The following is a 25,330-nucleotide window of genomic DNA, read 5'->3' as shown; positions in this document are numbered from 1 at the left end:
TCATGGCCATCGCCGTTCCCCTGAACGAGGGCAACAGCCCCACCTTGAAGCAGAAGCTCAAGCGCGCCGAGCGGGTCAACCGCTGGAAGGCTCAAGCGCTGATTGCGCCGCTGGTGCTGTTTCTGTTGCTGGTGTTTCTGGTGCCGATCGTGGCGCTGCTCTACAAAAGCGTCGGCAACCCCGAAGTGGTCGGCGGCATGCCGCGCACCGTGGCGGCCATCGCCAGTTGGGACGGCCGCGGCCTGCCCGCTGAACCGGTCTACAAAGCCGCCGGCGAAGACCTCGCCGAAGCGCGCAAAAACCAGACGCTGGGCGATCTGTCCAAGCGCTTGAACATGGAGTTGGCCGGCTATCGCAGCCTGTTGACCAAAACCGCCCGGGCGCTGCCATTCGCCAGCGAACCGGCCTCTTATAAAGAAGCGCTGGAAGCACTCGACGAACGTTGGGGCGACCCGGCCTACTGGCAAGCGGTCAAACGCAACACCAGCAGCATCACCCCGTATTACCTGCTGGCGGCAGTCGATCACCGCATCGACGACCTCGGCGAAATCGCCCCGGCCACGCCGGATCAGGCGATCTATCTCGACATCTTCGCCCGCACGTTCTGGATGGGCCTGGTCATCACCGTGATCTGTCTGGTGCTCGCGTATCCACTGGCCTACCTGTTGGCGAACCTGCCATCGCGGCAAAGCAACCTGCTGATGATTCTGGTGCTGCTGCCGTTCTGGACCTCGATCCTGGTGCGCGTCGCCGCGTGGATCGTGCTTCTGCAATCCGGCGGGCTGATCAACAGCGGCCTGATGGCCATGGGCATCATCGATAAACCACTGGAACTGGTGTTCAACCGCACCGGCGTGTACATCTCGATGGTGCACATCCTGCTGCCGTTCATGATTCTGCCGATCTACAGCGTGATGAAAGGCATCTCGCCGACCTACATGCGCGCGGCGATTTCCCTCGGCTGCCATCCGTTCGCCAGTTTCTGGCGGGTGTACTTCCCGCAGACCTACGCCGGTGTTGGCGCCGGTTGCCTGTTGGTGTTCATCCTCGCCATCGGTTACTACATCACCCCGGCGCTGCTCGGCAGCCCGAACGATCAAATGGTCAGCTACTTCGTCGCCTTTTACACCAACACCAGCATCAACTGGGGCATGGCTACTGCGCTGGGCGGGCTGTTGCTGCTGGCGACTGTGGTGCTTTATCTGATTTACAGCTGGCTGGTCGGCGCCAGTCGCCTGCGCCTGAGCTAAGGGGAATTCGAAATGCTGAGTCCTTACATGTCGCCCATTGAACGGGTGTGGTTCTACAGCCTGCGGATTCTCTGCGGCTTGATTCTGTTGTTCCTGATTCTGCCGGTGCTGGTGATCATTCCGCTGTCGTTCAACTCGGGGAGTTTTCTGGTCTATCCGCTGCAGGGTTTCTCGCTGCAGTGGTACCACGACTTCTTCGCCTCGGCGGAATGGATGCGCGCACTGAAGAACAGCATCATTGTTGCCCCGGCGGCGACGGTACTGGCAATGGTCTTCGGTACGCTGGCGGCGATCGGTCTTACTCGCGGTGACTTCCCCGGTAAAGCGCTGGTGATGGCGCTGGTGATTTCGCCGATGGTGGTGCCGGTGGTGATCATCGGTGTGGCGAGTTATCTGTTCTTCGCGCCGTTGGGGTTGGGCAACAGCTTCTTCTCGCTGATCGTGGTGCACGCGGTGTTGGGTGTGCCGTTTGTGATCATCACCGTGTCGGCGACGTTGCAGGGGTTTAACCATAATCTGGTGCGGGCTGCCGCGAGTCTGGGCGCATCGCCGTTGACTGCGTTCCGTCGGGTGACCTTGCCGTTGATTGCGCCGGGGGTGATTTCCGGGGCGCTGTTTGCGTTTGCGACTTCGTTTGATGAGGTGGTGGTGACGTTGTTTCTTGCCGGGCCTGAGCAGGCGACGTTGCCTCGGCAGATGTTTAGCGGGATTCGGGAGAACCTCAGCCCGACCATCGCCGCTGCCGCGACCTTGCTGATCGCTTTCTCGGTGATTCTGCTGCTGACCCTGGAATGGTTGCGTGGGCGCAGCGAGAAACTGCGCACTGCTCAGGTTTAAGGGCCAGATCAAAAGCTTACCCCCTCACCCCAGCCCTCTCCCCCAGGGGGGGCGAGGGGGGAAGGGAGCAGATCTTCATGGCTTTCGAGGCCTGAGTTCGACTCGGTATTTCAGGTCGGTGTACTTCGAGAGTACAACGCGGTCAGTCCCCTCTCCCTCCGGGAGAGGGTTAGGGTGAGGGGCTCTTGCTCTTGCCCTTAACGGGTCATTCACCAGATGAATAGCAGACAACCCCAATTCCCCAGCTAATCTTGTGCCCAGCTCCCACATCTATAAGAGGCTGCGCACGATGAGTCTGTCCCAGTTCAAAATCGCTCATAAACTGATCACCGGCGCCGCCGCCATCGAACAACTGGCCGCCGAACTCACACGCCTCGACATCGACAACCCATTGATCGTCACCGATGCCGCGCTGGTCAAATCCGGCACGGTAGAGCTGGCGCTGGTGCAACTCGGTGGTCGCGACTACGAGATTTTTGACCGCGTTTTGCCAGACCCGGAAATTGCCATCGTCGAAGACTGCATGCGTGTTTACCGCGAAGGCGGGCATGACGGCTTGATCGGTCTCGGTGGTGGCAGTGCCATCGACATCGCCAAAAGCGTCGCCGCCTACGCCGGTTACCACGGCGCGCTGGAGGACCTGTTCGGCGTCGACCAGGTGCCGCGCAAAGGCCCGCCGCTGATCGCCATCCCGACCACCGCCGGCACCGGTTCCGAAGTTACCAACGTCGCGATCCTCTCGGACAAAGTCGCGCAGTTGAAGAAAGGCATCGTCAGCGACTTTCTATTACCGGACGTGGCGCTGGTCAGCCCGCAGATGACCCTGACCTGCCCGCGCAGCGTCACCGCCGCCAGTGGTGTCGACGCGCTGGTGCACGCCATCGAATCCTATCTGTCGGTGAATGCCTCGCCGATCACCGACTCGCTGGCCATCGGCGCCATCAAGCTGATCGCCAACGCGTTGCCCAAGGCCTACGCCAACGGCACCAACCTGCAAGCCCGCGAAGACATGGCCACCGCCAGCCTGATGGCCGGCATGGCGTTCGGCAATGCCGGGGTCGGCGCGGTGCATGCGCTGGCGTATCCGCTGGGCGGGCGTTTCAACATTGCCCATGGCGTCAGCAATGCCTTGCTGCTGCCGTATGTCATGACCTGGAACAAGATGGCCTGCGTCGAACGCATGCAGGATATTGCCGAAGCCATGGGGGTGAAGACTGCTCATCTGAGTGCCGCCGAAGCAGCGGATAAAGCCGTGCAGGCAATGAGCGATCTGTGCGCAGCCGTGGAAATTCCGGCCGGGCTGCGCAGTTTCGGTGTGCCGGAAGAGGCAATCCCGGCGATGGCCGTGGAAGCGGCGGGCATTGAGCGGCTGATGCGCAACAATCCGCGCAAACTCAGCGCTGGGGACATCGAGAAGATCTACCGCGCGGCGTATTGAGTCAGCGCCGGTCCTCCGTCATGGCACAACCCAATCATCGCGGTCACGGTGCGCGCTTGGAAACTTGAGGTATACAATGCGCGCCATCGTGATTTAGCTCAGAAAAGGTGCGTCATGCAGCCCTTCGTAATTGCTCCGTCGATTCTCTCCGCCGACTTCGCCCGCCTCGGCGAGGAAGTAGACAACGTTCTTGCCGCTGGCGCCGACTTCGTCCACTTCGACGTCATGGACAATCACTACGTGCCAAACCTGACCATCGGTCCGATGGTCTGCGCGGCATTGCGCAAGTACGGCGTCACCGCGCCGATCGATGCGCACCTGATGGTCAGCCCGGTGGATCGTATCGTTGGCGACTTCATCGAAGCCGGCGCCACCTACATCACCTTCCACCCGGAAGCCACGCTGCACGTTGATCGTTCGCTGCAACTGATCCGTGAAGGCGGCTGCAAATCCGGTCTGGTGTTCAACCCGGCGACGCCGCTGGACGTGCTCAAGTACGTGATCGACAAGGTCGATATGGTCTTGCTGATGAGCGTCAACCCAGGCTTCGGCGGGCAGAAATTCATTCCCGGCACCCTCGACAAACTGCGCGAAGCGCGAGCGATCATCGATGCCTCTGGCCGTGACATCCGTCTGGAAATCGACGGCGGCGTCAACGTCAACAACATCCGCGAAATCGCCGCTGCGGGCGCTGACACCTTTGTTGCCGGCTCGGCGATCTTCAATGCGCCGAACTATCAGGAAGTCATCGACAAGATGCGTTCCGAACTGGCGCTGGCGCGCCCATGAGCGGGTTTGAGCAGCTGTTCCCGGGGAAACTGCCACGGCTGGTGATGTTCGATCTGGATGGCACACTGATCGACTCGGTTCCAGACCTGGCAGCGGCGGTGGACACCATGCTGCTCTCACTTGGCCGCCAACCTGCGGGCATCGAATCGGTGCGCGAGTGGGTGGGCAACGGCGCGCCGGTCCTGGTGCGCCGCGCCTTGGCCGGTGGCATCGATCATTCGGCGGTGGATGACGTTGAGGCCGAGCATGCACTGGAAGTGTTCATGCAAGCCTACGGCGCCAGCCATGAGCTGACCGTGGTCTATCCCGGCGTGCGCGACACTCTCAAGTGGCTGCACAAGCAGGGCGTGGCCATGGCGCTGATCACCAACAAGCCGGAGCGCTTCGTCGCGCCGTTGCTGGATCAGATGAAAATCGGCCGCTACTTCAAGTGGATCATTGGCGGCGATACCTTGCCGCAGAAGAAACCGGATCCAGCCGCGCTGTTTTTTGTAATGAAAATGGCCAACATTCCGGCCTCGCAATCGTTGTTCGTCGGCGACTCGCGCAGCGATGTGCTGGCGGCGAAAGCGGCGGGGGTCAAATGCGTAGCGCTGAGTTATGGCTACAACCATGGCCGACCGATTGCCGAAGAATCACCGGCGCTGGTCATCGACGATCTGCGCAAGCTAATTCCCGGTTGCCTAGGTTCCGCCGCTGAGATAACGTTGCCCGACGCTGCTCAATCCCGTTCTGGAAACGCCATCGTGGTGGTCACTCGCAAACTCTGGATGAAAGTCATCAAGGCCCTGGCCCGCTGGCGTTGGCGCGCCTGACTTGTTCCTGGCCGGCCTGCCGGCGCGTTTGCATACCTGACTGATTTGCCCCTCACACCACGAGGCACCTTATGATCCGCGAAGAATTCCTGCGCTTGGCCGCTGACGGCTACAACCGCATTCCGTTGGCCTGCGAAACCCTGGCTGACTTCGACACGCCGCTGTCGATCTACCTGAAACTGGCCGACCAGCCCAACTCCTACCTGCTTGAATCGGTGCAGGGCGGCGAGAAGTGGGGCCGTTACTCGATCATTGGTCTGCCGTGCCGCACCGTGCTGCGGGTTCACGACCATCACGTCAGCATCACCGTTGATGGCGTTGAAACCGAAAGCCACGATGTTGAAGACCCGCTGGCCTTCGTTGAAACCTTCAAAGCGCGCTATAACGTACCGACCATTGCCGGTCTGCCGCGTTTCAACGGCGGCCTGGTCGGTTACTTCGGTTACGACTGCGTGCGTTATGTCGAGAAGCGCTTGGGCAAGTGCCCGAACCCGGATCCGCTGGGCGTGCCGGATATTTTGCTGATGGTTTCTGACGCCGTTGTGGTGTTCGACAACCTCGCCGGCAAGATGCACGCGATCGTGCTGGCCGACCCCGCGCAGGCGGATGCCTTCGAACAAGGTCAGGCGCAATTGCAGGCGTTGCTCGAGAAACTGCGCCAGCCGATCACTCCGCGCCGAGGCTTGGATTTCAGCAAGCAGCAATCCGCTGATCCAGTATTCCGCTCCAGTTTCACTCAGGACGATTACGAAAAAGCCGTCGACACCATCAAGGAATACATCCTTGCCGGTGACTGCATGCAGGTCGTGCCGTCGCAGCGCATGTCGATCGACTTCAAGGCTGCGCCGATCGATCTGTACCGCGCCCTGCGTTGCTTCAATCCGACGCCGTACATGTACTTCTTCAACTTCGGCGACTTCCACGTCGTCGGCAGTTCGCCGGAAGTGCTGGTGCGGGTTGAAGACAATCTGATCACCGTGCGCCCGATTGCCGGTACTCGCCCACGTGGCGCCACCGAAGAAGCAGATGTGGCGCTGGAAGAAGATCTGCTGTCGGACGACAAAGAGATCGCCGAGCACTTGATGCTGATCGATCTGGGCCGTAACGATACCGGTCGTGTTTCGGAAATCGGCTCGGTGAAGCTCACCGAGAAAATGGTCATCGAACGTTATTCCAATGTGATGCACATCGTCTCCAACGTTACCGGCCAGTTGAAGGCCGGGTTGACGGCGATGGACGCACTGCGGGCGATTCTGCCGGCGGGCACCTTGTCGGGTGCGCCGAAGATTCGCGCGATGGAAATCATCGACGAACTGGAGCCGGTCAAGCGTGGTGTGTACGGTGGCGCGGTCGGTTATTTCGCCTGGAACGGCAACATGGACACTGCAATCGCGATTCGCACGGCAGTGATCAAGAACGGCGAGCTGCACGTGCAGGCCGGTGGCGGCATCGTTGCCGACTCGGTGCCGGCGCTGGAATGGGAAGAAACCCTGAACAAACGCCGCGCGATGTTCCGTGCCGTGGCGCTGGCCGAGCAAACCCCGGAAGCCTGAGTCCACACAAAACCCTCGTAGGAGTGAGCCTGCTCGCGATAGCGGATTAACATTCAACGGATTTGTTGAGTGAATCACCGCAATCGCTAGCAGGTTCACTCCTGCATTTTGATCTGTGTTCGGCAATAAAAAAGCGGCGCCTGCGAGGGCGCCGCTTTTTTTGTGCCAGGGGTTTAAAAGTCCAGAACTACCCCGACGTTAACGCCCTGCTGGGTAAAATCATCATCCTTGCGCAACGAATAACCGCCACGCAGCGCCAGATCCGCCGTGAGTTTGTGGCTCACACCCAGACTCAAGCGGTTCAAATGACTTTGCGGCGTATAGCCCTCAAGTGTGAAGTCGTTGGCCGGCAAGGTATTGAGCGCGATGTTGACCTTTTGTACGTCATCTTCGTATTCACGCTCGTGGGCGTATTCGCCGAACACCTGGGTTTGCGGAGTAATGTTGTACTTGCCCTGCAAGCCCAGCCCCAGGCGTTTCGAGTCGCGGGTCTGATCATCGAAGGTCAGCGCCGTGGCGCGATTGCTCTTCTCGGAGTAGCCATCGACATCAACGCTGGCGTAATCGGCGCTGACGAATGGCGACAGGTGCCACTCGCTGCCCGGCTGGGCAATGTCGTAACCGACACGCGCGCTGAAGGCCCAGAGGCTGCCGTCAGTGTCGCCTTTCTCCGCACCTTCGCTGGCGCCCAGATCAAACTTGCGCTTGAGGTTGTCGTAGTCGAGTTTGCCACCGGTCAACGCCGCGTCAGCCCACCAGCGGTTTTGCTGGTACTGGGCAAATGCCGTGGCCATGTAGCTGTTGAGTTTGTAGTCCGAATCGTTATGACCGGCCTCCAGATTCTGCCGGTAGAAACCGCCCGCCACACCGACGCGCCAGGCTTCATTCAAGCGATAGCTGCCACCGACGTTGAGGTTGTATCCGCTGCCATCAGCGCTGGCGCCGCTGCTTTGGCTGTCGACATCCAGATGCTGGCCGCCCGCCGAGACAATGGCGCGCCATTGACCGACCGCTTGCCAATTCTCCCAATCCGCCTGCCATTGGTTGCGCAGTTCATCCTGATGCGCGCGCACTGTGGCGTGGGCCATTTCTGGTAGCAGCGTCAGTTCCCACGGCGCGGCGAGCAGGGAGTAGGCGTAATCGGAGATCAGTTTTTGTCCGGCCTCGGTTGGATGCACGCCGTCGTTGTAGATCAGCTTGCTCGGATCGGGTGTCGCGCTGTTGATCCCGTAACGGGCGTTCTCGGTGCAGCTATTGCCGCTGAAGCAGGTCGCGGTCAGGTTCTGATCGGTCGCGAGGCCAAAGCGCCCAGGATCGGCGAACACTTCCGAGAGCAGTACCGGAATGTTCAGCGGAATGATTTCGGCGTTGATGCCTTGCAGGCGTGTGACCAACTGACTGTTGAACTGGGTGGCGAGTTGACTGCTGAAGGTTTGCAGTGGCGTACCGTTGATCGCTGGCGTCAGGCCAACATCAGGCAACAGCCAGACCATCACGTATTTGGCACCGGCGGTTTGCAGGGTTTGCACGCTGTCGGCCAGCCGATCGGCGGCGGCGTTGGCTTGCGGCAGGCTGAGAATTCGTCCTTGCAGGAAGTCGTTACCGCCGCCGGAAATGTAATACAGCGCATTCGGGTCGGCGCGGAAGCCGTTTGAGGGCAGGTAACCGGCACGGGTGCGTTCACCGGTGGCGGATTGCGTCGTGATCGAGTCGAGGATCTGGTCGGTGCGATAACCGCCAACCGCCCAGTTGTTGCCGTCCGGCTGGCCGTTTTCGGCGCGCACGGCGGAACTGGAAGAGGCTGTCTGGTCTGGCGAAAAGCCAAGGCGTCCGCCGAGCAACTGCGTGGAGTTCAATGAATACAGTTCCCCGCTGCCATCCTGATACACCGGCCCGGTCCGGTTGGTGTAACGCTCGGTGGAGCCGGCCGGTCCGCCAGTGTCGGTGAAGGTACCGGCATCATTGAGGCTGTCGCCAAACACAATGAAACTGGAATAAGGATTGGGCGCTGCGTTGGCCTGGGCGCAGGCCAGTGCGAGCAGGCAGCCGGCCAGCGGTACAAACAACGTCTGTTTGATCATGAGCAAGTCCGTTTATTTATTGTTGTAGGTGAACGAAACGACAGTACCAAAAACTCCCGGCGTTTTGCCATCGGTCGCGAATCCTCCCCTGGATTTATTCCCCAAAGCCCCGGCCATATTGCACGCCCCGCCCAGCTAAGTTACTGTGCTGGAACGTATGAACGAGACCTTCCCCGTGTTGATCACCAGCAAACTTCTGGATCAAGTCATCAAGGCACACGCCCGCTGGCGTTGGCGCGCCTGAATCTTTTCTGCCGGCCCCGCCGGATCTGTATCGCTTTGCCTTCCTTGCCTGTTTGAAATGCCGCTGTGCCGCCGCGTCTATCTGCGTCCGACATCGTGCAGCGCCCTGCGGGCAAGTGATCTGAAGGCTGTTTTCAAATCAGAATTCAAGAGGTTCGAAACGCCATGTTGCTGATGATCGACAACTACGACTCCTTTACTTACAACGTTGTGCAATACCTTGGCGAATTGGGTGCCGACGTCAAAGTCGTGCGCAACGACGAATTGACCGTCGCCGAAATCGAAGCACTCAAGCCTGAGCGCATCGTGGTGTCCCCAGGCCCGTGCACGCCGACCGAGGCCGGTATCTCCATCGAAGCCATCAAGCACTTTGCCGGCAAACTGCCAATCCTCGGCGTCTGCCTGGGTCACCAGTCCATCGGCCAGGCTTTTGGCGGCGATGTAGTGCGCGCGCGTCAGGTAATGCACGGTAAGACTAGTCCGGTATTCCACGAGGACAAGGGCGTTTTCGCTGGCCTGAACCATCCGCTGACGGTCACCCGTTACCACTCGCTGATCGTCAAGCACGACACGTTGCCCGATTGCCTGGAACTGACCGCATGGACCCAGCACGATGACGGTTCGGTCGACGAAATCATGGGCCTGCGTCACAAGACCCTGAACATTGAGGGCGTACAGTTCCACCCCGAGTCGATCCTGACCGAGCAGGGTCATGAACTGTTTGCCAACTTCCTCAAACAAACCGGCGGCACGCGCTAAGGACTTCCCATGAATATCAAGACAGCCCTGAGCCGTATCGTCGATCACCTCGACCTCAGCACCGATGAGATGCGCGATGTGATGCGCGAAATCATGACCGGCCAATGCACTGACGCGCAGATCGGCGCGTTCATGATGGCCATGCGCATGAAGAGCGAGAGCATCGACGAGATCGTCGGCGCGGTGTCGGTGATGCGTGAGCTGGCCGATCAGGTTGAACTGAAGACCCTCGACGGCGTGGTCGATGTGGTCGGTACCGGCGGTGACGGTGCCAATATCTTCAACGTGTCGACGGCTTCTTCGTTTGTTGTTGCCGCTGCCGGTTGCACTGTCGCCAAGCACGGCAACCGCGCAGTCTCGGGCAAGAGCGGCAGCGCCGACTTGCTCGAAGCTGCCGGCATCTATCTGAACCTGACGCCGGTTCAGGTAGCGCGTTGCATCGACAACGTCGGTATCGGTTTCATGTTCGCCCAGACTCACCACAAAGCCATGAAGTACGCCGCTGGCCCGCGCCGCGATCTCGGCTTGCGCACACTGTTCAACATGCTCGGCCCGCTTACGAATCCGGCCGGGGTGAAACATCAGGTGGTGGGCGTGTTCACCCAGGCACTGTGCCGGCCATTGGCCGAAGTCTTGCAACGCTTGGGCAGCAAGCATGTGCTGGTGGTGCATTCGAAGGACGGCCTGGACGAGTTCAGTCTCGCCGCACCAACCTTTGTGGCGGAACTGAAGAACAACGAAATCACCGAGTATTGGGTCGAGCCAGAAGATCTCGGCATGAAGAGCCAGAGCCTGCACGGTCTGTCGGTCGAAGGCCCGGAGGCGTCGCTGGCACTGATCCGCGATGCTCTCGGCAAGCGCAAGACCGAAAACGGTCAGAAAGCCGCCGAAATGATTGTGCTCAACGCCGGTGCCGCGCTGTACGCCGCCGACGTGGCGAGTAGTTTGAAACAGGGCGTCGAGCTTGCGCACGACGCCTTGCACACCGGTCTCGCTCGGGAAAAACTTGAGGAGCTGGGTGCCTTTACCGCGGTATTCAGAGTGGAGAATGAGGGATGAGTGTACCGACGGTTCTGGAAAACATTCTGGCGCGTAAAGTCCAGGAAGTCGCCGAGCGTAGCGCTCGCGTCAGCCTGAGCGAGCTGGAAAGTCTGGCCAAGGCGGCCGATGCACCCCGTGGTTTCGCCCAGGCATTGCTGGCGCAGGCGAAGAAGAAGCAGCCTGCGGTGATTGCCGAAATCAAAAAGGCCTCGCCGAGCAAAGGCGTGATTCGCGAGGACTTCGTTCCCGCCGATATCGCCAAAAGCTACGAGAAGGGTGGGGCGACCTGTCTTTCCGTACTGACCGATATCGATTACTTCCAGGGCGCCGATGCGTACCTGCAACAGGCTCGTGCCGCGTGCAGCCTGCCGGTGATCCGCAAGGACTTCATGATTGATCCTTACCAGATCGTTGAAGCCCGTGCGCTGGGCGCCGACTGTGTGCTGTTGATCGTCTCCGCACTGGATGACGTGAAAATGGCCGAGCTGGCCGCCGTCGCCAAAAGCGTCGGTCTCGATGTGCTGGTCGAAGTACACGATGGCGATGAGCTGGAGCGCGCGTTGAAAACCCTCGACACACCACTGGTCGGGGTCAACAACCGCAATCTGCACACCTTCGACGTCAGCCTGGAAACCACCCTCGACCTGCTGCCGCGCATTCCGCGCGATCGTCTGGTCATTACCGAGAGCGGTATTCTCAATCGCGCCGATGTCGAATTGATGGAAATCAGCGACGTCTATTCGTTCCTCGTCGGTGAAGCGTTCATGCGCGCGGAAAATCCTGGCACTGAACTGCAGCGACTGTTCTTCCCGGAGCGTGGCACTTCCATCAGCGGTTCGACCCTCGACTGATTCGCTCCAGACCGAGTCGACGCCATCGCGAGCAGGCTCACTCCTACAGGGGAACGCGTTCCAATTGTAGGAGTGAGCCTGCTCGCGATGAGGTATTAGAAATCCCCAAAAATTCCAGATCTGCCGGAGCCTTCCATGTCGCTGCCAACCCCCCTGACCATCGAAGCCGGCCTGCAAGCCGAACAGGATTTGCTGGCCTCGGTCTGCGCCGGCGACTCTGAATTCGGCCTGCTGTTCTGGCAACCCAGCGATCGCGCCCTGGTCATGCCGCGCCGCCTCAATCGTCTTCCCGGTTTCGACCGTGCCTGCGAAGTCTCTGCCGCCGCTGGCTGGCCGGTGCTCTTGCGCGAAACTGGCGGCGAGCCCGTCCCGCAATCGGCCGCCACAATCAATATCGCACTCGTCTATGCGCCACCGCGCAGCGAAGGCGATCTGAACCGCATCGAAACCGGCTACCACCGTCTCTGCGATCCGATCTGCCAGTTGCTCGACGAGTTGGGTGGCGCATCATCATTGGGCGAAATCGATGGCGCATTCTGCGACGGTCGCTTCAACGTCAACCTCGATGGCCGCAAAATGGTCGGCACGGCCCAGCGCTGGCGCCAAAGCCAGGGCGGACAGCGTCCGGTCGGTCTGGTACACGGTGCGATGCTGATGGATAACGAGCGCGAGTCGATGGTTGCGGCGGTCAATCGCTTCAACGAAGCATGCGGCCTGGAGCAACGGGTGCGGGCTGAAAGCCACATTGCCCTGCATGAGAAATTCAACGCGCCACAGGCCTTGGCGCGTCTCGATGAGTTGTTTCGTCTGATGCTGGCGCAGATATACAGCGCCTGATATTCGGGCTTACCGCGTACCGTAGACCACCATGGTCTTGCCTTTCACATCGACCAGGTTGCGTTCCTCAAGATCCTTGAGCACGCGACCGACCATCTCCCGCGAACAACCGACAATCCGGCCGATTTCCTGACGGGTCACCTTGATCTGCATGCCGTCCGGGTGCGTCATCGCGTCCGGCTGCTTGCACAACTCCAATAGGCAGCGGGCTACACGACCGGTCACGTCGAAGAACGCCAAGTCGCCAACCTTGCGCGTGGTGTTGCGCAGGCGTTGTGCGATTTGTCCGCTAAGCACGTAAAGAATGTCCGGGTCTTGCTGCGACAATTCGCGGAACTTGGCGTAGCTGATTTCTGCTGTTTCGCATTCAACCTTGGCCCGCACCCAGGCGCTGCGTTCCTGTTCCTGTCCCGCCTGCTCGAACAGGCCCAATTCGCCAAAGAAATCCCCGGCATTAAGGTAAGCGATGATCATCTCGCGGCCGTCGTCATCCTCGATCAGGATTGTCACCGAGCCCTTGATGATGAAGTACAGCGTGTCCGAGCGATCGCCCGCACAGATGATATTGCTTTTGGCCGCATGGCGACGGCGCTGACAATGCATCAACAGCTTGTCGAGGTTCTTGATTTTGGGTGTGGGGGTAATAGCAACCATGGTTGTATCCCGAAAAGACTGCACGGTGATGTTTGATTTTTTTATGAGGCGCTGAAGGCGGTCGCTACACAGCCGGCATGGGCGCCAGCGAATTGGCGCCAGCTTAACAGACACTTCGTCGCAAATTCGAGAAATTACCTACAGGGCAGAAGCATCTGTCCTAGGAACGTGGCTCGCTGTCCGGGCAAAGCCCTGTGCTAAGCTGGCGACCCTTTTTTTACAGTGGAGTCTGGGCGATGAAGGCACGCATCCAATGGGCTGGCGAAGCCATGTTCCTCGGCGAATCCGGTAGCGGTCATGTCGTGGTGATGGACGGTCCGCCGGACGCCGGTGGTCGTAATCTGGGTGTTCGCCCGATGGAAATGCTCCTGCTGGGCGTGGGCGGTTGCAGTAACTTCGACGTGGTCAGCATTCTGAAGAAGTCCCGCCAGGCTGTTGAAGGCTGCGAAGCCTTTCTCGAAGCAGAGCGCGCGACCGAAGATCCGAAGGTGTTTACCAAGATCCACATGCATTTCGTGGTCAAGGGTCGTGGTCTGAAAGAAGCCCAGGTCAAACGCGCGATCGAACTGTCCGCCGAGAAGTATTGCTCGGCCTCGATCATGCTCGGCGCCGCTGGCGTGGCAATCACTCACGATTACGAAATCGTCGAACTCGGTTGAACCGACATTCAACTATCATAAAAGCAGTGCAGACTCTGGCGATCCCTCGCTGACGTCTGCATAATGCGCCACTTTTTTCAGGGCAGTGATCGGTCAGCCGACGGATCAGCCGCCTGAACAGATAACCAAAATCGCCATCGCGAAGAGGTGTTAACCGTCCTACGCAGGTGCGTTGTTCGCACTTGACGGGCATGCTTGATCACGCGGCCGGGCCGCATACATAGAGAGTTTTTAACGGTGAAAAGCAAACTCAAGCTCCACGGGTTCAATAACCTGACAAAGACCTTGAGCTTCAACATCTATGACATCTGCTACGCGGAAACCCCGCAAGACCAGCAGGCTTACGTTGAGTACATCAATCAAGAGTACAACGCGAAACGCCTGACGCAGATTCTCACAGAAGTTGTCGAGATCATTGGTGCCAACATCCTGAATATTGCCAGTCAGGACTATGAACCTCAGGGCGCCAGCGTCACGATTCTGATTTCTGAAGAGCCGGTAACCCCGACTGAAAGCCAGATCGAAGAATCGCCGGGCCCGTTGCCCGAAATTATCCTGGCCCACCTCGACAAGAGTCATATCACGGTGCACACCTACCCGGAAATCCATCCGGACGACGGTATTGCAACTTTCCGTGTGGACATCGATGTGTCGACTTGTGGTGTCATTTCACCGCTGAAAGCGCTCAATTTCCTCATTCACCAGTTCGATTCGGACATCGTGACTGTGGATTACCGTGTGCGCGGCTTCACCCGTGACGTTGAAGGCAACAAGCACTTCATCGACCACGAGATCAATTCGATCCAGAACTACTTGTCCGAAGACACTCGCGACGCGTACCAGATGACCGACGTGAACGTGTACCAGGAAAACCTGTTCCACACCAAAATGCTGCTGAAGAACTTCGAACTGGATAACTACCTGTTTGGCGACGCCACCAGCAACCTGTCTGCGGAGCAACGCGCTCAGGTGACCGACCGGGTGAAACACGAAATGCTCGAAATCTTCTACGCGCGCAACATGCCGACCTAAGATTCCCGGGCACAAAAAAGGCGACCTTTCGGTCGCCTTTTTCATTCCTGGCACGAACCCCTGTGGGAGCGAGCCTGCTCACGAAGGTGCCCTCTGCAGCAATACCGTTCTCAGATCCGATAAGTACTCTTGGTCATCACCTTGGCCAGAATACTCATCCCGAATTTCACCGGTGCCGGAAAACGGAACCCACCAGCCTCCAAAGCACTTTCGGCATGATGTTCTTCATCAATGCGCATCTGCTCGAGAATCGCCCGGGATTTCTCGTCCTCGGCCGGCAGTTGTTCCAGATGTTCATTCAGATGTTTGCACACCTGATGCTCGGTCGCCGCGACAAACCCGAGGCTGACCTTGTCGCTGATCAACCCGGCTACCGCGCCAATACCGAACGACATACCGTAAAACAGTGGATTCAAAACGCTGGTATGGCTGCCCAACTGATGAATGCGCTGTTCGCACCACACCAGGTGATCAATCTCTTCTTCGGCCGCGTGCTCCATGGCTGCGCGCACCTGCGGTAGCTTGGCGGTCAGCGCCTGCCCCTGATACAGCGCCTGGGCGCAGACTTCACCGGTATGGTTGATGCGCATCAGACCGGCGACGTGGCGGGTGTCTTCGTCGCTCATTTGCGTATCCGGCTGCAGAATGGCTGGCGACGGACGGTACGGCTGGCCGCTGAAGGGCAGCAGGGTACGCATCGCGGCATCGGCTTGCAGCAGAAGACGGTCAATCGGCGAGTAGTGACGTTGGGTAGTCATGCTGACCTCCGGGAAGAATCTCGGCGACCAGTTTAACCGAATCGGCCGAGGAAGGTTTGCGCTGGGTCATCAGTCACACTGGATGTGCTTTTTGCTTTATGTAGGAGCCGCCGAAGGCTGCGATCTTTTGATCTTGTTTTTGATACTCGAAGATCAAAAGATCGCAGCCTTCGGCAGCTCCTACACAGGTTTGCTGGATATTAGCCCGGTGGCCAGTTCATCTGACGCTGACCGAGGACGTGCATATGAATGTGGTAGACCGTCTGGCCACCCTTCTCGTTGCAGTTCATCACCACGCGGAAACCTTCTTCGCAACCCAGCTCCAGCGCCAGACGCTGTGCAGTGAACAGAATATGCCCGGCCAGTGCCTTGTCGTCTTCGGTCAGGTCATTGAGGGTGCGCACCGGTTTCTTCGGGATCACCAGGAAATGCACCGGTGCCTGAGGGGCGATGTCGTGAAACGCCAGAACCTGGTCGTCTTCGTAAATGATCTTGGCCGGGATCTCCCGGTTGATGATCTTGGTGAACAGAGTATCCACTGCTGTTTTCTCCGTTGTTTGGGCTGGTCTGAGTGTACGCAGGGCGGCTTATCCCGCCCAGTGTTTTACCTGTAGGGCATTTCAGCGCGGGCAGTAAGCCTTGTTGACCATGCCGACAATGGTGCGATTGAGCCAGCGCGAACCGAGTCGCGGCAAAAAGGCGAACCAGCGGTTGCGGCGCCCCGGGATGATGATCGCCCGGTTCTTGTCGAGGGCGCGCACGGTGTACAGCGCAACTTCCTCCGGGCTCATCAGCAATTTGCTGTCTTTGATTTTGTCGCTGTTGAGTTGCGCCGTGCGGAAAAATGCCGTGCGCGTCGGGCCGGGGCAAAGCACCGAAACCTTCACAGCACTTTGCTTGAGTTCTACTCGCAAGGCTTCGGAGAAGTGCAGAACATAGGCTTTGCTGGCGTAATAAGTGCTCATCCACGGGCCGGGATTGAACGCGGCCACCGAAGCAACGTTGAGAATCTGCCCGCCACCCTGCAGCGCCATGCTGTTGCCGATCGCGTGGCACAGGCGGGTGAGGGCGAGGATGTTCACTTCGATCAGGTCCTGCTCGGTCATCCAGTCCTGCGCGAGAAACGGGCCGCAGGTGCCAATGCCTGCACAGTTCACCAGCAAGTCGATCTGCCGGTCGCCTTCTTCCAACTCCAGCAAGAAACCGGACAAGCGCAGCGGCTCGCCCAGATCGCAGGCGCGGAACAGCACCTCGACGCCAAAACGCTGGGTCAGTTCGATCGCAATGCTTTCCAGCTGATCACGCTGTCGGGCCACCAGAATCAGGCTGCGGCCGCGCCGGGCCAGCGCTTCGGCCATGGCCAAGCCAATGCCGCTGGAAGCGCCGGTGATCAGTGCGTAACGGGTCATGCAATTCTCCATCGCAACAGCTCCGCGCCAGCGACGCGGGTGTCACGGCGGGGAGCGCTGTTCATTCTTTCGCAGAGTCTACAGGGGCCTGCGCCGCTTCGGCTGCTTCGTCGGCGGAATCCACGGGTGATTCGACTTCTACTTCGACTTCATCGGTGGTCACCGAGCCACTTTCGTAGCTGCTTTCCAGGTTGCTTTCGTATTCCTGCTGGATCGCCGAGATCCCGCCCAGCATTCCACCCGCAAAAATCAGCGCGAAGAACACAATCCACAGGGAGCACAGCACTTTTACTGCGGTACTGTTTGCCGGAGGGGGAGGGCCATAGCGATTGGCGCCGGTGTTGCCCGGTACGACCATGATCACCAGCGGGAAGAAGCTGCCCACAAAGGGTACAAGGTTCAATAGCCAGAGCCAGCCCGACCAGCCGATATCGTGCAGACGCTGAACGCTGAACAGAATGCTGACAATCAGGAAAGCGATAAACAGGAAAAACGCGAAGATCCCGCCGATGATCAGGCCGGTAGTGGAATCACCGCTGACCAGCCCCAGAGCCAACAGGGCGAACACGCCGACAATGGGCAATGTCACCAGACTCAGCACCATTGTCCAGGCCAGAAAACGCAGGCGTCCGATCCGCCCTTCGACGCTGAACGGCTTGAGCGTGGCGAACTCCGGCAGATTTTCACCGACGTTGGCGCGAGGTGCCGCGTAAGGCGAGTCAGGTTCGGCAACAACCTGAGCCTGCTCATGGACATCGGCCAGATTCAGCTCAATGGCTGTTTCCGTTTCGATTCGCGCAGCAATCCCGGTTTTGTTCAGTGCCTGCAGGTACGTTTGAGCATCACTGTGGGAGAGTTCGCGCTTGAGTGCGACGACGCTGCCGTTAAAAAGGCGCTCAATCGCGGTCACATCGCTTTTGAACAGATCCGCCAGATTGAGTTTGGCAGTGGTGATATCGACACCGGGCTGTAGAGCACCGTCGAACACGATCTTGTAACGGGGTTCGCTCATGGCCGAGGCATCCTTGTCGCGAATGAATTGAAAGGTCAGCAGTGTAAGGCCAGTCCATTGGGGCCGGCCTGGTTTTTCTTAGCGTGGCCAGCGTTTCGGCAATTGTGCCGCGCGTTCCTGTGCCTGGCGATACTCGGCATCCAGTCGTGCGATCAAATCATCCACGCTCGGCAGATCATCGATCTGCCCTACGCCTTGACCGGCAGACCACACGGTTTTCCAGGCTTTGGCTTCATCACTGATCGGCTTGAGCTTGTCACCAAAATTCACTTCGCCTTTACCTTGCAGAGCCGCCATATCGAAGCCGGCCGCCTCCAGACTCTGGCGCATAAAACTCGCCGGTACCCCCGACACCGCTGGAGTATGGATGATGTCTGCAGCCTTGGCTGTCAGCAGCATCTCCTTGTAGGCGTCAGGCGCATGACTTTCGGTGGTGCCGATAAATCGCGTACCGAAGTAGGCCAAATCCGCGCCGAGCAGTTGCGCGGCGAGAATCTCATGACCGTGGTTAAGACATCCTGCAAGCAACAGGGTTTTATCGAAGATCTGGCGGATCTCCGCGATCAGCGCGAATGGGCTCCAGGTCCCGGCATGGCCCCCGGCGCCCGCAGCAACGGCGATCAAGCCGTCGACACCGGCCTCGGCCGCTTTCTCTGCATGCCGGCGAGTGGTGACGTCATGGAAGACCAGACCGCCGTAGCTGTGTACCGCATCGACCAATTCCTTTACCGCGCCGAGGCTGGTGATGACGATCGGCACTTTATGTTCGACGCAGATATTCAGGTCCGCCTGCAAGCGCGGGTTGCTGTTGTGCACGATAAGGTTCACTGCATAGGGGGCCGGATTCTCAAGTGTCGCCAGTCCCGCTTCGATCTGTTCCAGCCAGGCCTTGAACCCGCTACTTTCACGCTGGTTCAGCGCCGGGAAGCTGCCAACGACGCCATTACGGCAGCAGGCGAGTACCAGTTCCGGGTTGGAAATCAGAAACATCGGCGCGGCCACCACGGGCAGACGCAGACGTTGTTCGAGCAAAGCGGGCAGCGACATTATGGATACCCCAAAGATCTGTAGTTGTTGAAGTTAGAACGGCTTGACCACGACCAGAATTACGATAGCCAGCAATATCAGAACCGGTACTTCATTGAACCAGCGATAAAAGACATGGCTGCGGGTGTTCTCGCCACGGGCAAAACGTTTTACCTGCGCGCCGCACATGTGGTGGTAGCCGATCAGCAAGACGACAAGGGTCAGCTTGGCGTGAATCCAGCCGCCCATGCTGAAGAGGCTCGGGTTCAGATAGATCAGCCAGCCGCCGAAGATCAGCGTGGCGATCATCGCCGGGCCCATGATGCCGCGATACAGCTTGCGCTCCATGACACTGAAGCGCTCTTTGCTGATCGTGTCTTCGCTTTGCGCGTGATACACGAACAGACGCGGCAAGTAGAACAGCCCGGCAAACCAGCAAACGACGCTGACAATGTGAAACGCTTTTACCCACAGATAGAGCATTTTTAGTTATTCCTAATTCACGGTAAGCCGGATAGTAGAGGCTTGAGCGTCCGCACGTCACCTTGACGGTTGTCGCAGGCGTGCGCGGCCCCTATTATCGACGGCTTTCCAGTGGGTTCTTTGAGGGCAGGTTATGGTCAAGGTCGGTATTGTCGGCGGCACGGGGTACACCGGTGTCGAACTGCTGCGTCTGTTGGCGCAGCATCCGCAAGCAGAAGTGGTTGTGATCACTTCCCGATCCGAGGCCGGGCTGGCCGTGGCTGACATGTACCCGAACCTGCGCGGTCACTACGACGGCCTGGCCTTCAGCGTGCCGGACATCAAGACCCTCGGCGCTTGCGACGTGGTGTTCTTCGCCACGCCGCACGGTGTGGCTCACGCATTGGCCGGTGAATTGCTGGCGGCGGGCACCAAGGTCATCGACCTGTCGGCAGACTTCCGTCTGCAAGACGCTGAAGAGTGGGCCAAATGGTACGGCCAGCCGCACGGCGCGCCTGAATTGCTGGACGAGGCGGTTTATGGCCTGCCGGAAGTCAATCGCGAGCAGATCAAGAAAGCTCGCCTGATCGCTGTGCCAGGTTGCTATCCAACCGCGACGCAGCTGGGTTTCCTGCCGCTGCTTGAAGCTGGACTGGCCGATACTTCGCGTCTGATCGCCGACTGCAAATCCGGTGTCAGTGGTGCCGGTCGTGGTGCGGCTGTAGGCTCGTTGTACTCCGAGACCTCGGAAAGCATGAAGGCCTATGCGGTAAAGGGTCACCGTCACTTGCCGGAAATTCGCCAGGGTCTGCGTCGCGCAGCGAGTAAGGACGTTGGTCTGACCTTCGTTCCGCACCTGACCCCGATGATCCGTGGCATTCACTCGACGCTCTACGCGACCGTGGTTGATCGCTCGGTGGATCTGCAGGCGCTGTTCGAAAAGCGTTATGCCAACGAACCGTTCGTCGATGTAATGCCTGCCGGCAGCCATCCGGAAACCCGTAGCGTGCGTGGTGCCAACGTTTGCCGTATCGCCGTTCACCGTCCGCAGGATGGCGATCTTGTGGTCGTACTGTCGGTGATCGACAACTTGGTCAAAGGCGCGTCGGGTCAGGCGGTGCAGAACATGAACATTCTGTTCGGGCTGGACGAGCGTTTCGGCCTGTCCCACGCCGGTATGCTGCCGTAACACTTTAAGCCGCACAGCGAAAAGGCCCGTCAAGCGGGCCTTTTTGCATTGTGAACAGCTCGTCGGCTTTATTGATATACCGTAACAATAGTTGACCGATTTTCTAGGACAAGCGGATAATGCGCGTCATCACGCATTATGGCGGCGTAACGCCGGGAGATAGTCAGCATGAGCGTCGAATCCTTCACCCCCACGGCTTTGCAATTCACTCAAGGTGCTGCGCACAAGGTGAAGAGCCTGGTCGATGAAGAGGGGAATGATCGCTTGAAGCTGCGCGTATTCGTTACGGGCGGCGGTTGTTCAGGGTTTCAATATGGTTTCACCTTCGATGAAGACGTGGCCGATGACGACACGATCGTTGAGCGCGAAGGCGTGAGTCTGGTGGTTGATCCGATGAGCTTCCAGTACCTGGCCGGTGCTGAAGTGGATTACCAGGAAGGTCTGGAAGGTTCGCGCTTCGTGATCAAGAACCCGAATGCCACCACAACCTGTGGTTGCGGGTCTTCGTTCTCGATCTGATCGCTCTTCGTTACAGACAACAAAACGCCGCAGAGCCTTACGGTTCTGCGGCGTTTTGCTGTGTGCGAGTTGATCAGGCTGGATAGATGGCGCCGAGTATCCGCAGACCGCGTGCGCCGGTGACGCTTGGGCGGTTGGCGGCGATCCCTTCGAGGCAGCAATGGGCCAGCCATGCGAAAGCCATCGCTTCTACCCAGTCCGGATCAACGCCGTGAGTCTGGGTGCTGGCTACCGTCGTGTTGGGTAGCAGTTCGGCCAAGCGTTTCATCAGTGTGCTGTTGTGTGCGCCGCCGCCGCAGACCAACAACTCTTGGGTGTCGGATTGAGCGCTGTGCAGCGACTCGACGATGGTCAGCGCAGTCAGCTCAAGCAACGTGGCCTGCACGTTTTCCGCAGCGAAGGCTGGGAGCCGTGACAGATGCTGCTCCAGCCATGGCAGGTTGAATACTTCGCGGCCGGTACTTTTTGGGCCCTTGGTAATAAAGAACGGATCGCTGAGCAGTGCTTCCAGCAACATCGGTTCTACCGTACCGGTTTTTGCCCATTCGCCATTACGATCATAGTTTTCACCACGCTGCTGCTGAATCCAGGCGTCCATCAGCACATTCCCAGGGCCGCAGTCGAAACCGGCTACAGGCTTGGTCGGCTCTATCAGACTCAAATTGCTGAAACCGCCGACATTCAAGACGGCCTGATTGCCGGTACGCTCTTCGAACAAAGCTTCATGGAATGCAGGAACCAACGGAGCACCTTGGCCGCCAGCTGCGACATCGCGGCTGCGGAAGTCGCTGACGACAGTGATATCGGTCAGTTCGGTCAGCAGGGCCGGGTTGCCGATCTGCACGGTGAAGCCGCGCGCCGGTTCGTGGCGAATGGTCTGGCCGTGGCTGCCAATCGCTCGAATGTCTTGGGGTTTGAGTTGTTGCTGAGCTAGGAGGGTGTGAATGCCCTGCGCAGCGAGCTTCACCCAGTTCTGTTGGGCAATCGCCGAGCGGGCGATTTCGTCAGGGCCGCTGGCGCACAAGCCGAGCAGCTCGGCGCGCAGGGATTCAGGCATGGGAACGTAGTGCGTGGCGATCAAATTGATCGCCGAGGACTGTTCGATCAGGGCAATGTCCAGACCGTCGAGGCTGGTTCCGGACATTACGCCGATATACAGGGCCATGACTTAACGCTTGCTCGAAGCCAGCATGGTGGCCTTCTCTTGATCCATGCGTGCCATGAGCGGTTGGCTCTGTGCGAGGAAGCGAGCGCGTTCGGCTTTGGCGATCGGATCGGCCATTGGCAGTTTCTGGCCCAGTGGATCGACGTGAACGCCATTGACCTGGAATTCGTAATGCAAGTGCGGGCCGGTGGACAGGCCGGTAGTGCCGATGTAACCGATCACTTGGCCTTGCTTGACGGTACCGCCGGTTTTCACGCCTTTGGCGAAGCCTTGCATGTGGCCGTAGAGGGTACGGTAAGTGTTGCCGTGCTGAATGATCACGGTGTTGCCGTAACCGCCACGGCGGCCGGCCAGCAGTACTTTACCGTCGCCGGCAGCCTTGATCGGCGTGCCGCGTGGCGCTGCGTAGTCGACACCTTTGTGGGCGCGGATCTTGTTGAGGATCGGGTGCTTGCGGCCCATGGAGAACTTCGAGCTGATGCGGGCGAAGTCCACCGGCGTACGGATGAACGCCTTGCGCATGCTGTTGCCATCAGCGGTGTAGTAGCTGCTGTTGCCTTGCTTGTTGGTGTAACGCACGGCGGTGTAAGTCTTGCCGCGGTTGGTGAAGCGTGCGGACAGGATGGGGCCAGTGCCGACGGCTTTGCCGTTGACCACTTTCTGCTCGTAGATCACGTCGAATTCGTCACCCTGACGGATGTCCTGAGCGAAGTCGACGTCGTAGCCGAAGACACTGGCCATATCCATGGTCAGGCTGTGCGAGAGGCCGGCACGGGCCGCTGATTGCGAGAGTGAGCTATTGATGACGCCGTGCACGTAAGCGGTACGAACGGTTGGTTTTGTGGTAACCCGGTTGAAGGCATAACCCTTGTCATTCTTGGTCAGGGTAATGGTTTCGACGTCGCTGACCTTGCTGTGCAAGCTGGTCAGCTGTCCTTCAGGGTTCAATTCGAATTCGAGTTTTTGGCCGTGTTTAAGCTGGCTGAATTGTTTGGCTTGCTTGTCGCTGGCCAGGACTTCGTGAACGGAGGCGGCAGGCAGGCCGACCTTTTCGAACAGAGTCGACAGCGTATCGCCCTTGGCAACGATGACTTCACGGTGGCCAGGTGACTTTGGCTTTTCGGCGGCTGGCGCAGGTGCTGCTTCGGCGGTTTGCGGGGTGTTTTCGTTACTGTTTTCGATTTGAGCAAACGGCGAAGTTACTGGCTCATTTGTGGCTTGAGTCGCATCAGCTGCGTCTTGATCTTGTGTCAGTTGTTCAGCAGGACTTTCCAGTTCAAGGCTCAGGGTCGTCTTTTTGGCTTCTACATCACTGGAAGGAAATACCAGGAGAGCCAGGCTGAGAAGGGCGGCGATTCCACTTGCGGCGAGCAGGTGGGTCTTCGGGTAAAGCGGAGGCGCTTTAGACGGTTCTGTGGTCATGGGTAATTTTGACTTTGAAAAATGATGAATTGGAAAAGATGAATGACATGATGAAGATGAAATAACTGTATAAAATATAACCAAATCATCTCTGAAGCAAGTCTACAGACAGCACGTCTGTGGATTGGTGTCCGTGCGCCGGGCAAAACTTGTAATTGGTGCGCGATCTTGTATGGTTGGTTCCCTTTGAATCTGAGCCTTGCGGGTCTGTTATGAAGTCGGTTGAAGAGCAGCTAGCGCTGATTAAACGTGGTGCGGAAGAACTGTTGGTCGAGTCCGAGCTGATCGAGAAGCTCAAGCGCGGCCAGCCGCTGCGGATCAAGGCTGGTTTTGACCCGACCGCTCCGGATCTGCACCTGGGTCATACCGTGCTTATTAATAAGCTGCGCCAGTTCCAGGAGCTGGGGCATCAGGTAATCTTCCTTATAGGTGACTTCACCGGGATGATCGGTGATCCGAGCGGCAAGAGCGCCACTCGTCCTCCGCTGACTCGTGAGCAGGTTCTGGAAAACGCCGAGACCTACAAGACTCAGGTGTTCAAGATTCTTGATCCGGCGAAAACTGAAGTTGCATTCAACTCCACCTGGATGGATCAGATGGGGCCGGCGGACTTCATTCGTCTGACTTCACAGTACACCGTCGCGCGCATGCTTGAGCGTGATGACTTCGACAAGCGCTACACGACTAACCAGCCAATCGCGATTCACGAGTTTCTCTATCCGCTGGTTCAGGGTTACGACTCGGTGGCCCTGCGCGCGGATGTGGAGTTGGGTGGCACTGATCAGAAGTTCAACTTGCTGATGGGGCGCGAGCTGCAGCGCGGTTATGGTCAAGAGGCTCAATGCATTCTGACCATGCCGCTGCTTGAGGGGCTGGATGGCGTGAAGAAGATGTCCAAGTCATTGGGCAACTACGTCGGCATTCAGGAAGCGCCGGGCGTCATGTACAGCAAGCTGGTTTCGATTCCGGATGCGTTGATGTGGCGTTACTTCGAGCTGCTCAGCTTCCGCTCGATGGATGAGATCAATGCGTTACGTGCCGATGTAGAGGCGGGCGCCAATCCGCGCGACGTCAAAATCAAGCTGGCTGAAGAGATCGTTGCGCGCTTCCATGGTGAAGAGGCAGCGGCCAACGCTCATCGTGCGGCGGGTAACCGTATGAAGGATGGTGAGTTGCCGGATGATCTGCCGGAGGTCGAACTGGCTTCTACTGAAGATATGCCGATCGCGGCTGTCCTTAATAAGGCAGGCCTGGTGAAGAACTCGGCGGCGGCGCGCGATCTGCTGGCGTCTGGTGGGGTGCGCATCGATGGTGAAGTGGTTGATCGCTCCTTTATATATGTACTGGGCGCGACCCACGTTTGCCAGGCAGGCAAGAAGGCATTTGCACGCATCACTCTGAAATCTGAGTGATTCTGAAAATAAGTGTTGACGGCGAATTTTAGATGTCTATAATTCGCCCCACTTCCGGCGCAGACGAAACGGAAAACTCCTTGAGATTCAATGAGTTATGTAGGTTTCGGCGGCGAG

At 58.6% G+C, this 25,330-nt stretch carries 25 protein-coding genes; 15 read left to right on the top strand and 10 right to left on the bottom strand.

Annotated elements, in window-relative coordinates; all coding sequences use genetic code 11:
* Positions 1 to 2: 2 nt before the first annotated feature.
* The 6 genes from PMI23_RS01440 (at position 3) to trpE (ending at position 6,682) form a co-directional block, all read left to right on the top strand.
* Positions 3 to 1,250, top strand: coding sequence for an ABC transporter permease (locus tag PMI23_RS01440; RefSeq protein ID WP_007910155.1), 1,248 nt, complete (start codon positions 3 to 5; stop codon positions 1,248 to 1,250).
* Positions 1,251 to 1,262: 12 nt separating this feature from the next.
* Entirely contained in the window at positions 1,263 to 2,087 is an 825-nt protein-coding gene (locus PMI23_RS01435) for an ABC transporter permease (protein WP_007910157.1), read from the top strand.
* A gap of 289 nt (positions 2,088 to 2,376) precedes the next feature.
* Complete coding sequence (locus PMI23_RS01430; protein ID WP_007918817.1) at positions 2,377 to 3,525, top strand: iron-containing alcohol dehydrogenase; 1,149 nt, start codon at positions 2,377 to 2,379, stop codon at positions 3,523 to 3,525.
* A gap of 114 nt (positions 3,526 to 3,639) precedes the next feature.
* Complete coding sequence (rpe, locus tag PMI23_RS01425) at positions 3,640 to 4,314, top strand: ribulose-phosphate 3-epimerase (RefSeq protein ID WP_007918813.1); 675 nt, start codon at positions 3,640 to 3,642, stop codon at positions 4,312 to 4,314.
* The gene (locus PMI23_RS01420; RefSeq protein ID WP_007918811.1) at positions 4,311 to 5,129 is read left to right on the top strand and encodes a phosphoglycolate phosphatase; all 819 of its coding nucleotides are present in this window, start codon (positions 4,311 to 4,313) and stop codon (positions 5,127 to 5,129) included. Before rpe ends, PMI23_RS01420 begins: the two co-directional genes overlap by 4 nt.
* Before the next feature lie 71 nt (positions 5,130 to 5,200).
* On the top strand, positions 5,201 to 6,682 hold the full coding sequence (gene trpE, locus PMI23_RS01415) for an anthranilate synthase component I (RefSeq protein WP_007918809.1): 1,482 nt from the start codon (positions 5,201 to 5,203) through the stop codon (positions 6,680 to 6,682).
* 173 nt (positions 6,683 to 6,855) lie between these two features.
* On the opposite strand, the gene estP is transcribed toward trpE, so the two are convergent.
* Positions 6,856 to 8,763 (bottom strand): esterase EstP, encoded by a 1,908-nt coding sequence (estP, locus tag PMI23_RS01410; protein ID WP_007918807.1) that lies wholly within the window; start codon positions 8,761 to 8,763, stop codon positions 6,856 to 6,858.
* A 408-nt stretch (positions 8,764 to 9,171) separates the two neighbouring features.
* Here estP and PMI23_RS01405 point away from each other — a divergent pair, with 408 nt between their 5' ends.
* The 4 genes from PMI23_RS01405 to PMI23_RS01390 all read left to right on the top strand — a co-directional run bounded on the left by PMI23_RS01405 (position 9,172) and on the right by PMI23_RS01390 (position 12,494).
* Entirely contained in the window at positions 9,172 to 9,765 is a 594-nt protein-coding gene (locus PMI23_RS01405; RefSeq protein WP_007918806.1) for an aminodeoxychorismate/anthranilate synthase component II, read from the top strand.
* Positions 9,766 to 9,774: 9 nt separating this feature from the next.
* Positions 9,775 to 10,824, top strand: coding sequence for an anthranilate phosphoribosyltransferase (trpD, locus tag PMI23_RS01400; protein WP_007918805.1), 1,050 nt, complete (start codon positions 9,775 to 9,777; stop codon positions 10,822 to 10,824).
* Positions 10,821 to 11,657 (top strand): indole-3-glycerol phosphate synthase TrpC, encoded by an 837-nt coding sequence (gene trpC, locus PMI23_RS01395; protein WP_007918803.1) that lies wholly within the window; start codon positions 10,821 to 10,823, stop codon positions 11,655 to 11,657. Before trpD ends, trpC begins: the two co-directional genes overlap by 4 nt.
* A gap of 135 nt (positions 11,658 to 11,792) precedes the next feature.
* Positions 11,793 to 12,494 carry a lipoate--protein ligase family protein gene (locus tag PMI23_RS01390; protein WP_007918880.1) on the top strand — a complete coding sequence of 234 codons (702 nt, stop codon included), beginning with the start codon at positions 11,793 to 11,795 and terminating at the stop codon, positions 12,492 to 12,494.
* A gap of 9 nt (positions 12,495 to 12,503) precedes the next feature.
* Here PMI23_RS01390 and crp read toward each other — a convergent pair whose 3' ends face one another.
* Positions 12,504 to 13,148 (bottom strand): cAMP-activated global transcriptional regulator CRP, encoded by a 645-nt coding sequence (crp, locus tag PMI23_RS01385; protein ID WP_007918881.1) that lies wholly within the window; start codon positions 13,146 to 13,148, stop codon positions 12,504 to 12,506.
* A 236-nt stretch (positions 13,149 to 13,384) separates the two neighbouring features.
* Here crp and PMI23_RS01380 point away from each other — a divergent pair, with 236 nt between their 5' ends.
* Positions 13,385 to 13,807, top strand: a complete 423-nt coding sequence (locus tag PMI23_RS01380) for an OsmC family protein (protein ID WP_007918882.1) — start codon at positions 13,385 to 13,387, stop codon at positions 13,805 to 13,807.
* 237 nt (positions 13,808 to 14,044) lie between these two features.
* Positions 14,045 to 14,839, top strand: coding sequence for an adenosylmethionine decarboxylase (gene speD, locus PMI23_RS01375; protein WP_007918883.1), 795 nt, complete (start codon positions 14,045 to 14,047; stop codon positions 14,837 to 14,839).
* Between the two features lie 110 nt (positions 14,840 to 14,949).
* Here the strand turns inward: speD and coq7 are convergent, their stop codons facing one another.
* The 6 genes from coq7 to hemJ form a co-directional block, all read right to left on the bottom strand.
* Positions 14,950 to 15,597: a 2-polyprenyl-3-methyl-6-methoxy-1,4-benzoquinone monooxygenase gene (coq7, locus tag PMI23_RS01370; protein WP_007918889.1), complete on the bottom strand. Its 648-nt coding sequence runs from the start codon at positions 15,595 to 15,597 to the stop codon at positions 14,950 to 14,952.
* 200 nt (positions 15,598 to 15,797) lie between these two features.
* Positions 15,798 to 16,136: a histidine triad nucleotide-binding protein gene (locus tag PMI23_RS01365; protein WP_003228789.1), complete on the bottom strand. Its 339-nt coding sequence runs from the start codon at positions 16,134 to 16,136 to the stop codon at positions 15,798 to 15,800.
* Between the two features lie 81 nt (positions 16,137 to 16,217).
* Positions 16,218 to 17,006: an SDR family NAD(P)-dependent oxidoreductase gene (locus tag PMI23_RS01360; RefSeq protein ID WP_042704868.1), complete on the bottom strand. Its 789-nt coding sequence runs from the start codon at positions 17,004 to 17,006 to the stop codon at positions 16,218 to 16,220.
* 61 nt (positions 17,007 to 17,067) lie between these two features.
* The gene (locus PMI23_RS01355) at positions 17,068 to 18,018 is read right to left on the bottom strand and encodes a DUF805 domain-containing protein (RefSeq protein WP_007918894.1); all 951 of its coding nucleotides are present in this window, start codon (positions 18,016 to 18,018) and stop codon (positions 17,068 to 17,070) included.
* A 78-nt stretch (positions 18,019 to 18,096) separates the two neighbouring features.
* The gene (locus PMI23_RS01350) at positions 18,097 to 19,065 is read right to left on the bottom strand and encodes an NAD(P)H-dependent flavin oxidoreductase (protein ID WP_007918896.1); all 969 of its coding nucleotides are present in this window, start codon (positions 19,063 to 19,065) and stop codon (positions 18,097 to 18,099) included.
* Between the two features lie 33 nt (positions 19,066 to 19,098).
* Positions 19,099 to 19,527 carry a protoporphyrinogen oxidase HemJ gene (hemJ, locus tag PMI23_RS01345; protein WP_007918898.1) on the bottom strand — a complete coding sequence of 143 codons (429 nt, stop codon included), beginning with the start codon at positions 19,525 to 19,527 and terminating at the stop codon, positions 19,099 to 19,101.
* 133 nt (positions 19,528 to 19,660) lie between these two features.
* Here hemJ and argC point away from each other — a divergent pair, with 133 nt between their 5' ends.
* Together argC and erpA are read left to right on the top strand one after the other, a co-directional pair.
* Complete coding sequence (gene argC, locus PMI23_RS01340; protein ID WP_007918900.1) at positions 19,661 to 20,695, top strand: N-acetyl-gamma-glutamyl-phosphate reductase; 1,035 nt, start codon at positions 19,661 to 19,663, stop codon at positions 20,693 to 20,695.
* 168 nt (positions 20,696 to 20,863) lie between these two features.
* On the top strand, positions 20,864 to 21,214 hold the full coding sequence (gene erpA / locus PMI23_RS01335; RefSeq protein ID WP_007918905.1) for an iron-sulfur cluster insertion protein ErpA: 351 nt from the start codon (positions 20,864 to 20,866) through the stop codon (positions 21,212 to 21,214).
* A gap of 73 nt (positions 21,215 to 21,287) precedes the next feature.
* Here the strand turns inward: erpA and PMI23_RS01330 are convergent, their stop codons facing one another.
* Both PMI23_RS01330 and PMI23_RS01325 read right to left on the bottom strand, forming a co-directional pair.
* Positions 21,288 to 22,379 (bottom strand): anhydro-N-acetylmuramic acid kinase, encoded by a 1,092-nt coding sequence (locus PMI23_RS01330; protein ID WP_007918907.1) that lies wholly within the window; start codon positions 22,377 to 22,379, stop codon positions 21,288 to 21,290.
* Between the two features lie 3 nt (positions 22,380 to 22,382).
* On the bottom strand, positions 22,383 to 23,801 hold the full coding sequence (locus tag PMI23_RS01325; RefSeq protein ID WP_007918908.1) for a peptidoglycan DD-metalloendopeptidase family protein: 1,419 nt from the start codon (positions 23,799 to 23,801) through the stop codon (positions 22,383 to 22,385).
* Between the two features lie 212 nt (positions 23,802 to 24,013).
* Between PMI23_RS01325 and tyrS the strand changes: the two genes are divergently transcribed.
* On the top strand, positions 24,014 to 25,213 hold the full coding sequence (gene tyrS / locus PMI23_RS01320) for a tyrosine--tRNA ligase (protein ID WP_007918909.1): 1,200 nt from the start codon (positions 24,014 to 24,016) through the stop codon (positions 25,211 to 25,213).
* Positions 25,214 to 25,330: the final 117 nt, after the last annotated feature.

The sequence above is a fragment of the Pseudomonas sp. GM24 genome (assembly GCF_000282235.1).
GTDB lineage: Bacteria > Pseudomonadota > Gammaproteobacteria > Pseudomonadales > Pseudomonadaceae > Aquipseudomonas.
The sequence above is the reverse complement of the archived record's forward strand: the minus strand, read 5'-3'. Positions and strand labels throughout refer to the sequence as shown.

What these genes read in the sequence shown, in the direction of transcription:
- PMI23_RS01440 (WP_007910155.1), top strand. Translation starts at nt 3, where the DNA reads ATGGCCATCGCCGTTCCCCTGAACGAGGGCAACAGCCCCACCTTGAAG.
- PMI23_RS01435 (WP_007910157.1), top strand. Translation starts at nt 1,263, where the DNA reads ATGCTGAGTCCTTACATGTCGCCCATTGAACGGGTGTGGTTCTACAGC.
- PMI23_RS01430 (WP_007918817.1), top strand. Translation starts at nt 2,377, where the DNA reads ATGAGTCTGTCCCAGTTCAAAATCGCTCATAAACTGATCACCGGCGCC.
- rpe (WP_007918813.1), top strand. Translation starts at nt 3,640, where the DNA reads ATGCAGCCCTTCGTAATTGCTCCGTCGATTCTCTCCGCCGACTTCGCC.
- PMI23_RS01420 (WP_007918811.1), top strand. Translation starts at nt 4,311, where the DNA reads ATGAGCGGGTTTGAGCAGCTGTTCCCGGGGAAACTGCCACGGCTGGTG.
- trpE (WP_007918809.1), top strand. Translation starts at nt 5,201, where the DNA reads ATGATCCGCGAAGAATTCCTGCGCTTGGCCGCTGACGGCTACAACCGC.
- estP (WP_007918807.1), bottom strand. Translation starts at nt 8,763, where the DNA reads ATGATCAAACAGACGTTGTTTGTACCGCTGGCCGGCTGCCTGCTCGCA.
- PMI23_RS01405 (WP_007918806.1), top strand. Translation starts at nt 9,172, where the DNA reads ATGTTGCTGATGATCGACAACTACGACTCCTTTACTTACAACGTTGTG.
- trpD (WP_007918805.1), top strand. Translation starts at nt 9,775, where the DNA reads ATGAATATCAAGACAGCCCTGAGCCGTATCGTCGATCACCTCGACCTC.
- trpC (WP_007918803.1), top strand. Translation starts at nt 10,821, where the DNA reads ATGAGTGTACCGACGGTTCTGGAAAACATTCTGGCGCGTAAAGTCCAG.
- PMI23_RS01390 (WP_007918880.1), top strand. Translation starts at nt 11,793, where the DNA reads ATGTCGCTGCCAACCCCCCTGACCATCGAAGCCGGCCTGCAAGCCGAA.
- crp (WP_007918881.1), bottom strand. Translation starts at nt 13,148, where the DNA reads ATGGTTGCTATTACCCCCACACCCAAAATCAAGAACCTCGACAAGCTG.
- PMI23_RS01380 (WP_007918882.1), top strand. Translation starts at nt 13,385, where the DNA reads ATGAAGGCACGCATCCAATGGGCTGGCGAAGCCATGTTCCTCGGCGAA.
- coq7 (WP_007918889.1), bottom strand. Translation starts at nt 15,597, where the DNA reads ATGACTACCCAACGTCACTACTCGCCGATTGACCGTCTTCTGCTGCAA.
- PMI23_RS01360 (WP_042704868.1), bottom strand. Translation starts at nt 17,006, where the DNA reads ATGACCCGTTACGCACTGATCACCGGCGCTTCCAGCGGCATTGGCTTG.
- PMI23_RS01355 (WP_007918894.1), bottom strand. Translation starts at nt 18,018, where the DNA reads ATGAGCGAACCCCGTTACAAGATCGTGTTCGACGGTGCTCTACAGCCC.
- PMI23_RS01350 (WP_007918896.1), bottom strand. Translation starts at nt 19,065, where the DNA reads ATGTCGCTGCCCGCTTTGCTCGAACAACGTCTGCGTCTGCCCGTGGTG.
- hemJ (WP_007918898.1), bottom strand. Translation starts at nt 19,527, where the DNA reads ATGCTCTATCTGTGGGTAAAAGCGTTTCACATTGTCAGCGTCGTTTGC.
- argC (WP_007918900.1), top strand. Translation starts at nt 19,661, where the DNA reads ATGGTCAAGGTCGGTATTGTCGGCGGCACGGGGTACACCGGTGTCGAA.
- erpA (WP_007918905.1), top strand. Translation starts at nt 20,864, where the DNA reads ATGAGCGTCGAATCCTTCACCCCCACGGCTTTGCAATTCACTCAAGGT.
- PMI23_RS01330 (WP_007918907.1), bottom strand. Translation starts at nt 22,379, where the DNA reads ATGGCCCTGTATATCGGCGTAATGTCCGGAACCAGCCTCGACGGTCTG.
- PMI23_RS01325 (WP_007918908.1), bottom strand. Translation starts at nt 23,801, where the DNA reads ATGACCACAGAACCGTCTAAAGCGCCTCCGCTTTACCCGAAGACCCAC.
- tyrS (WP_007918909.1), top strand. Translation starts at nt 24,014, where the DNA reads ATGAAGTCGGTTGAAGAGCAGCTAGCGCTGATTAAACGTGGTGCGGAA.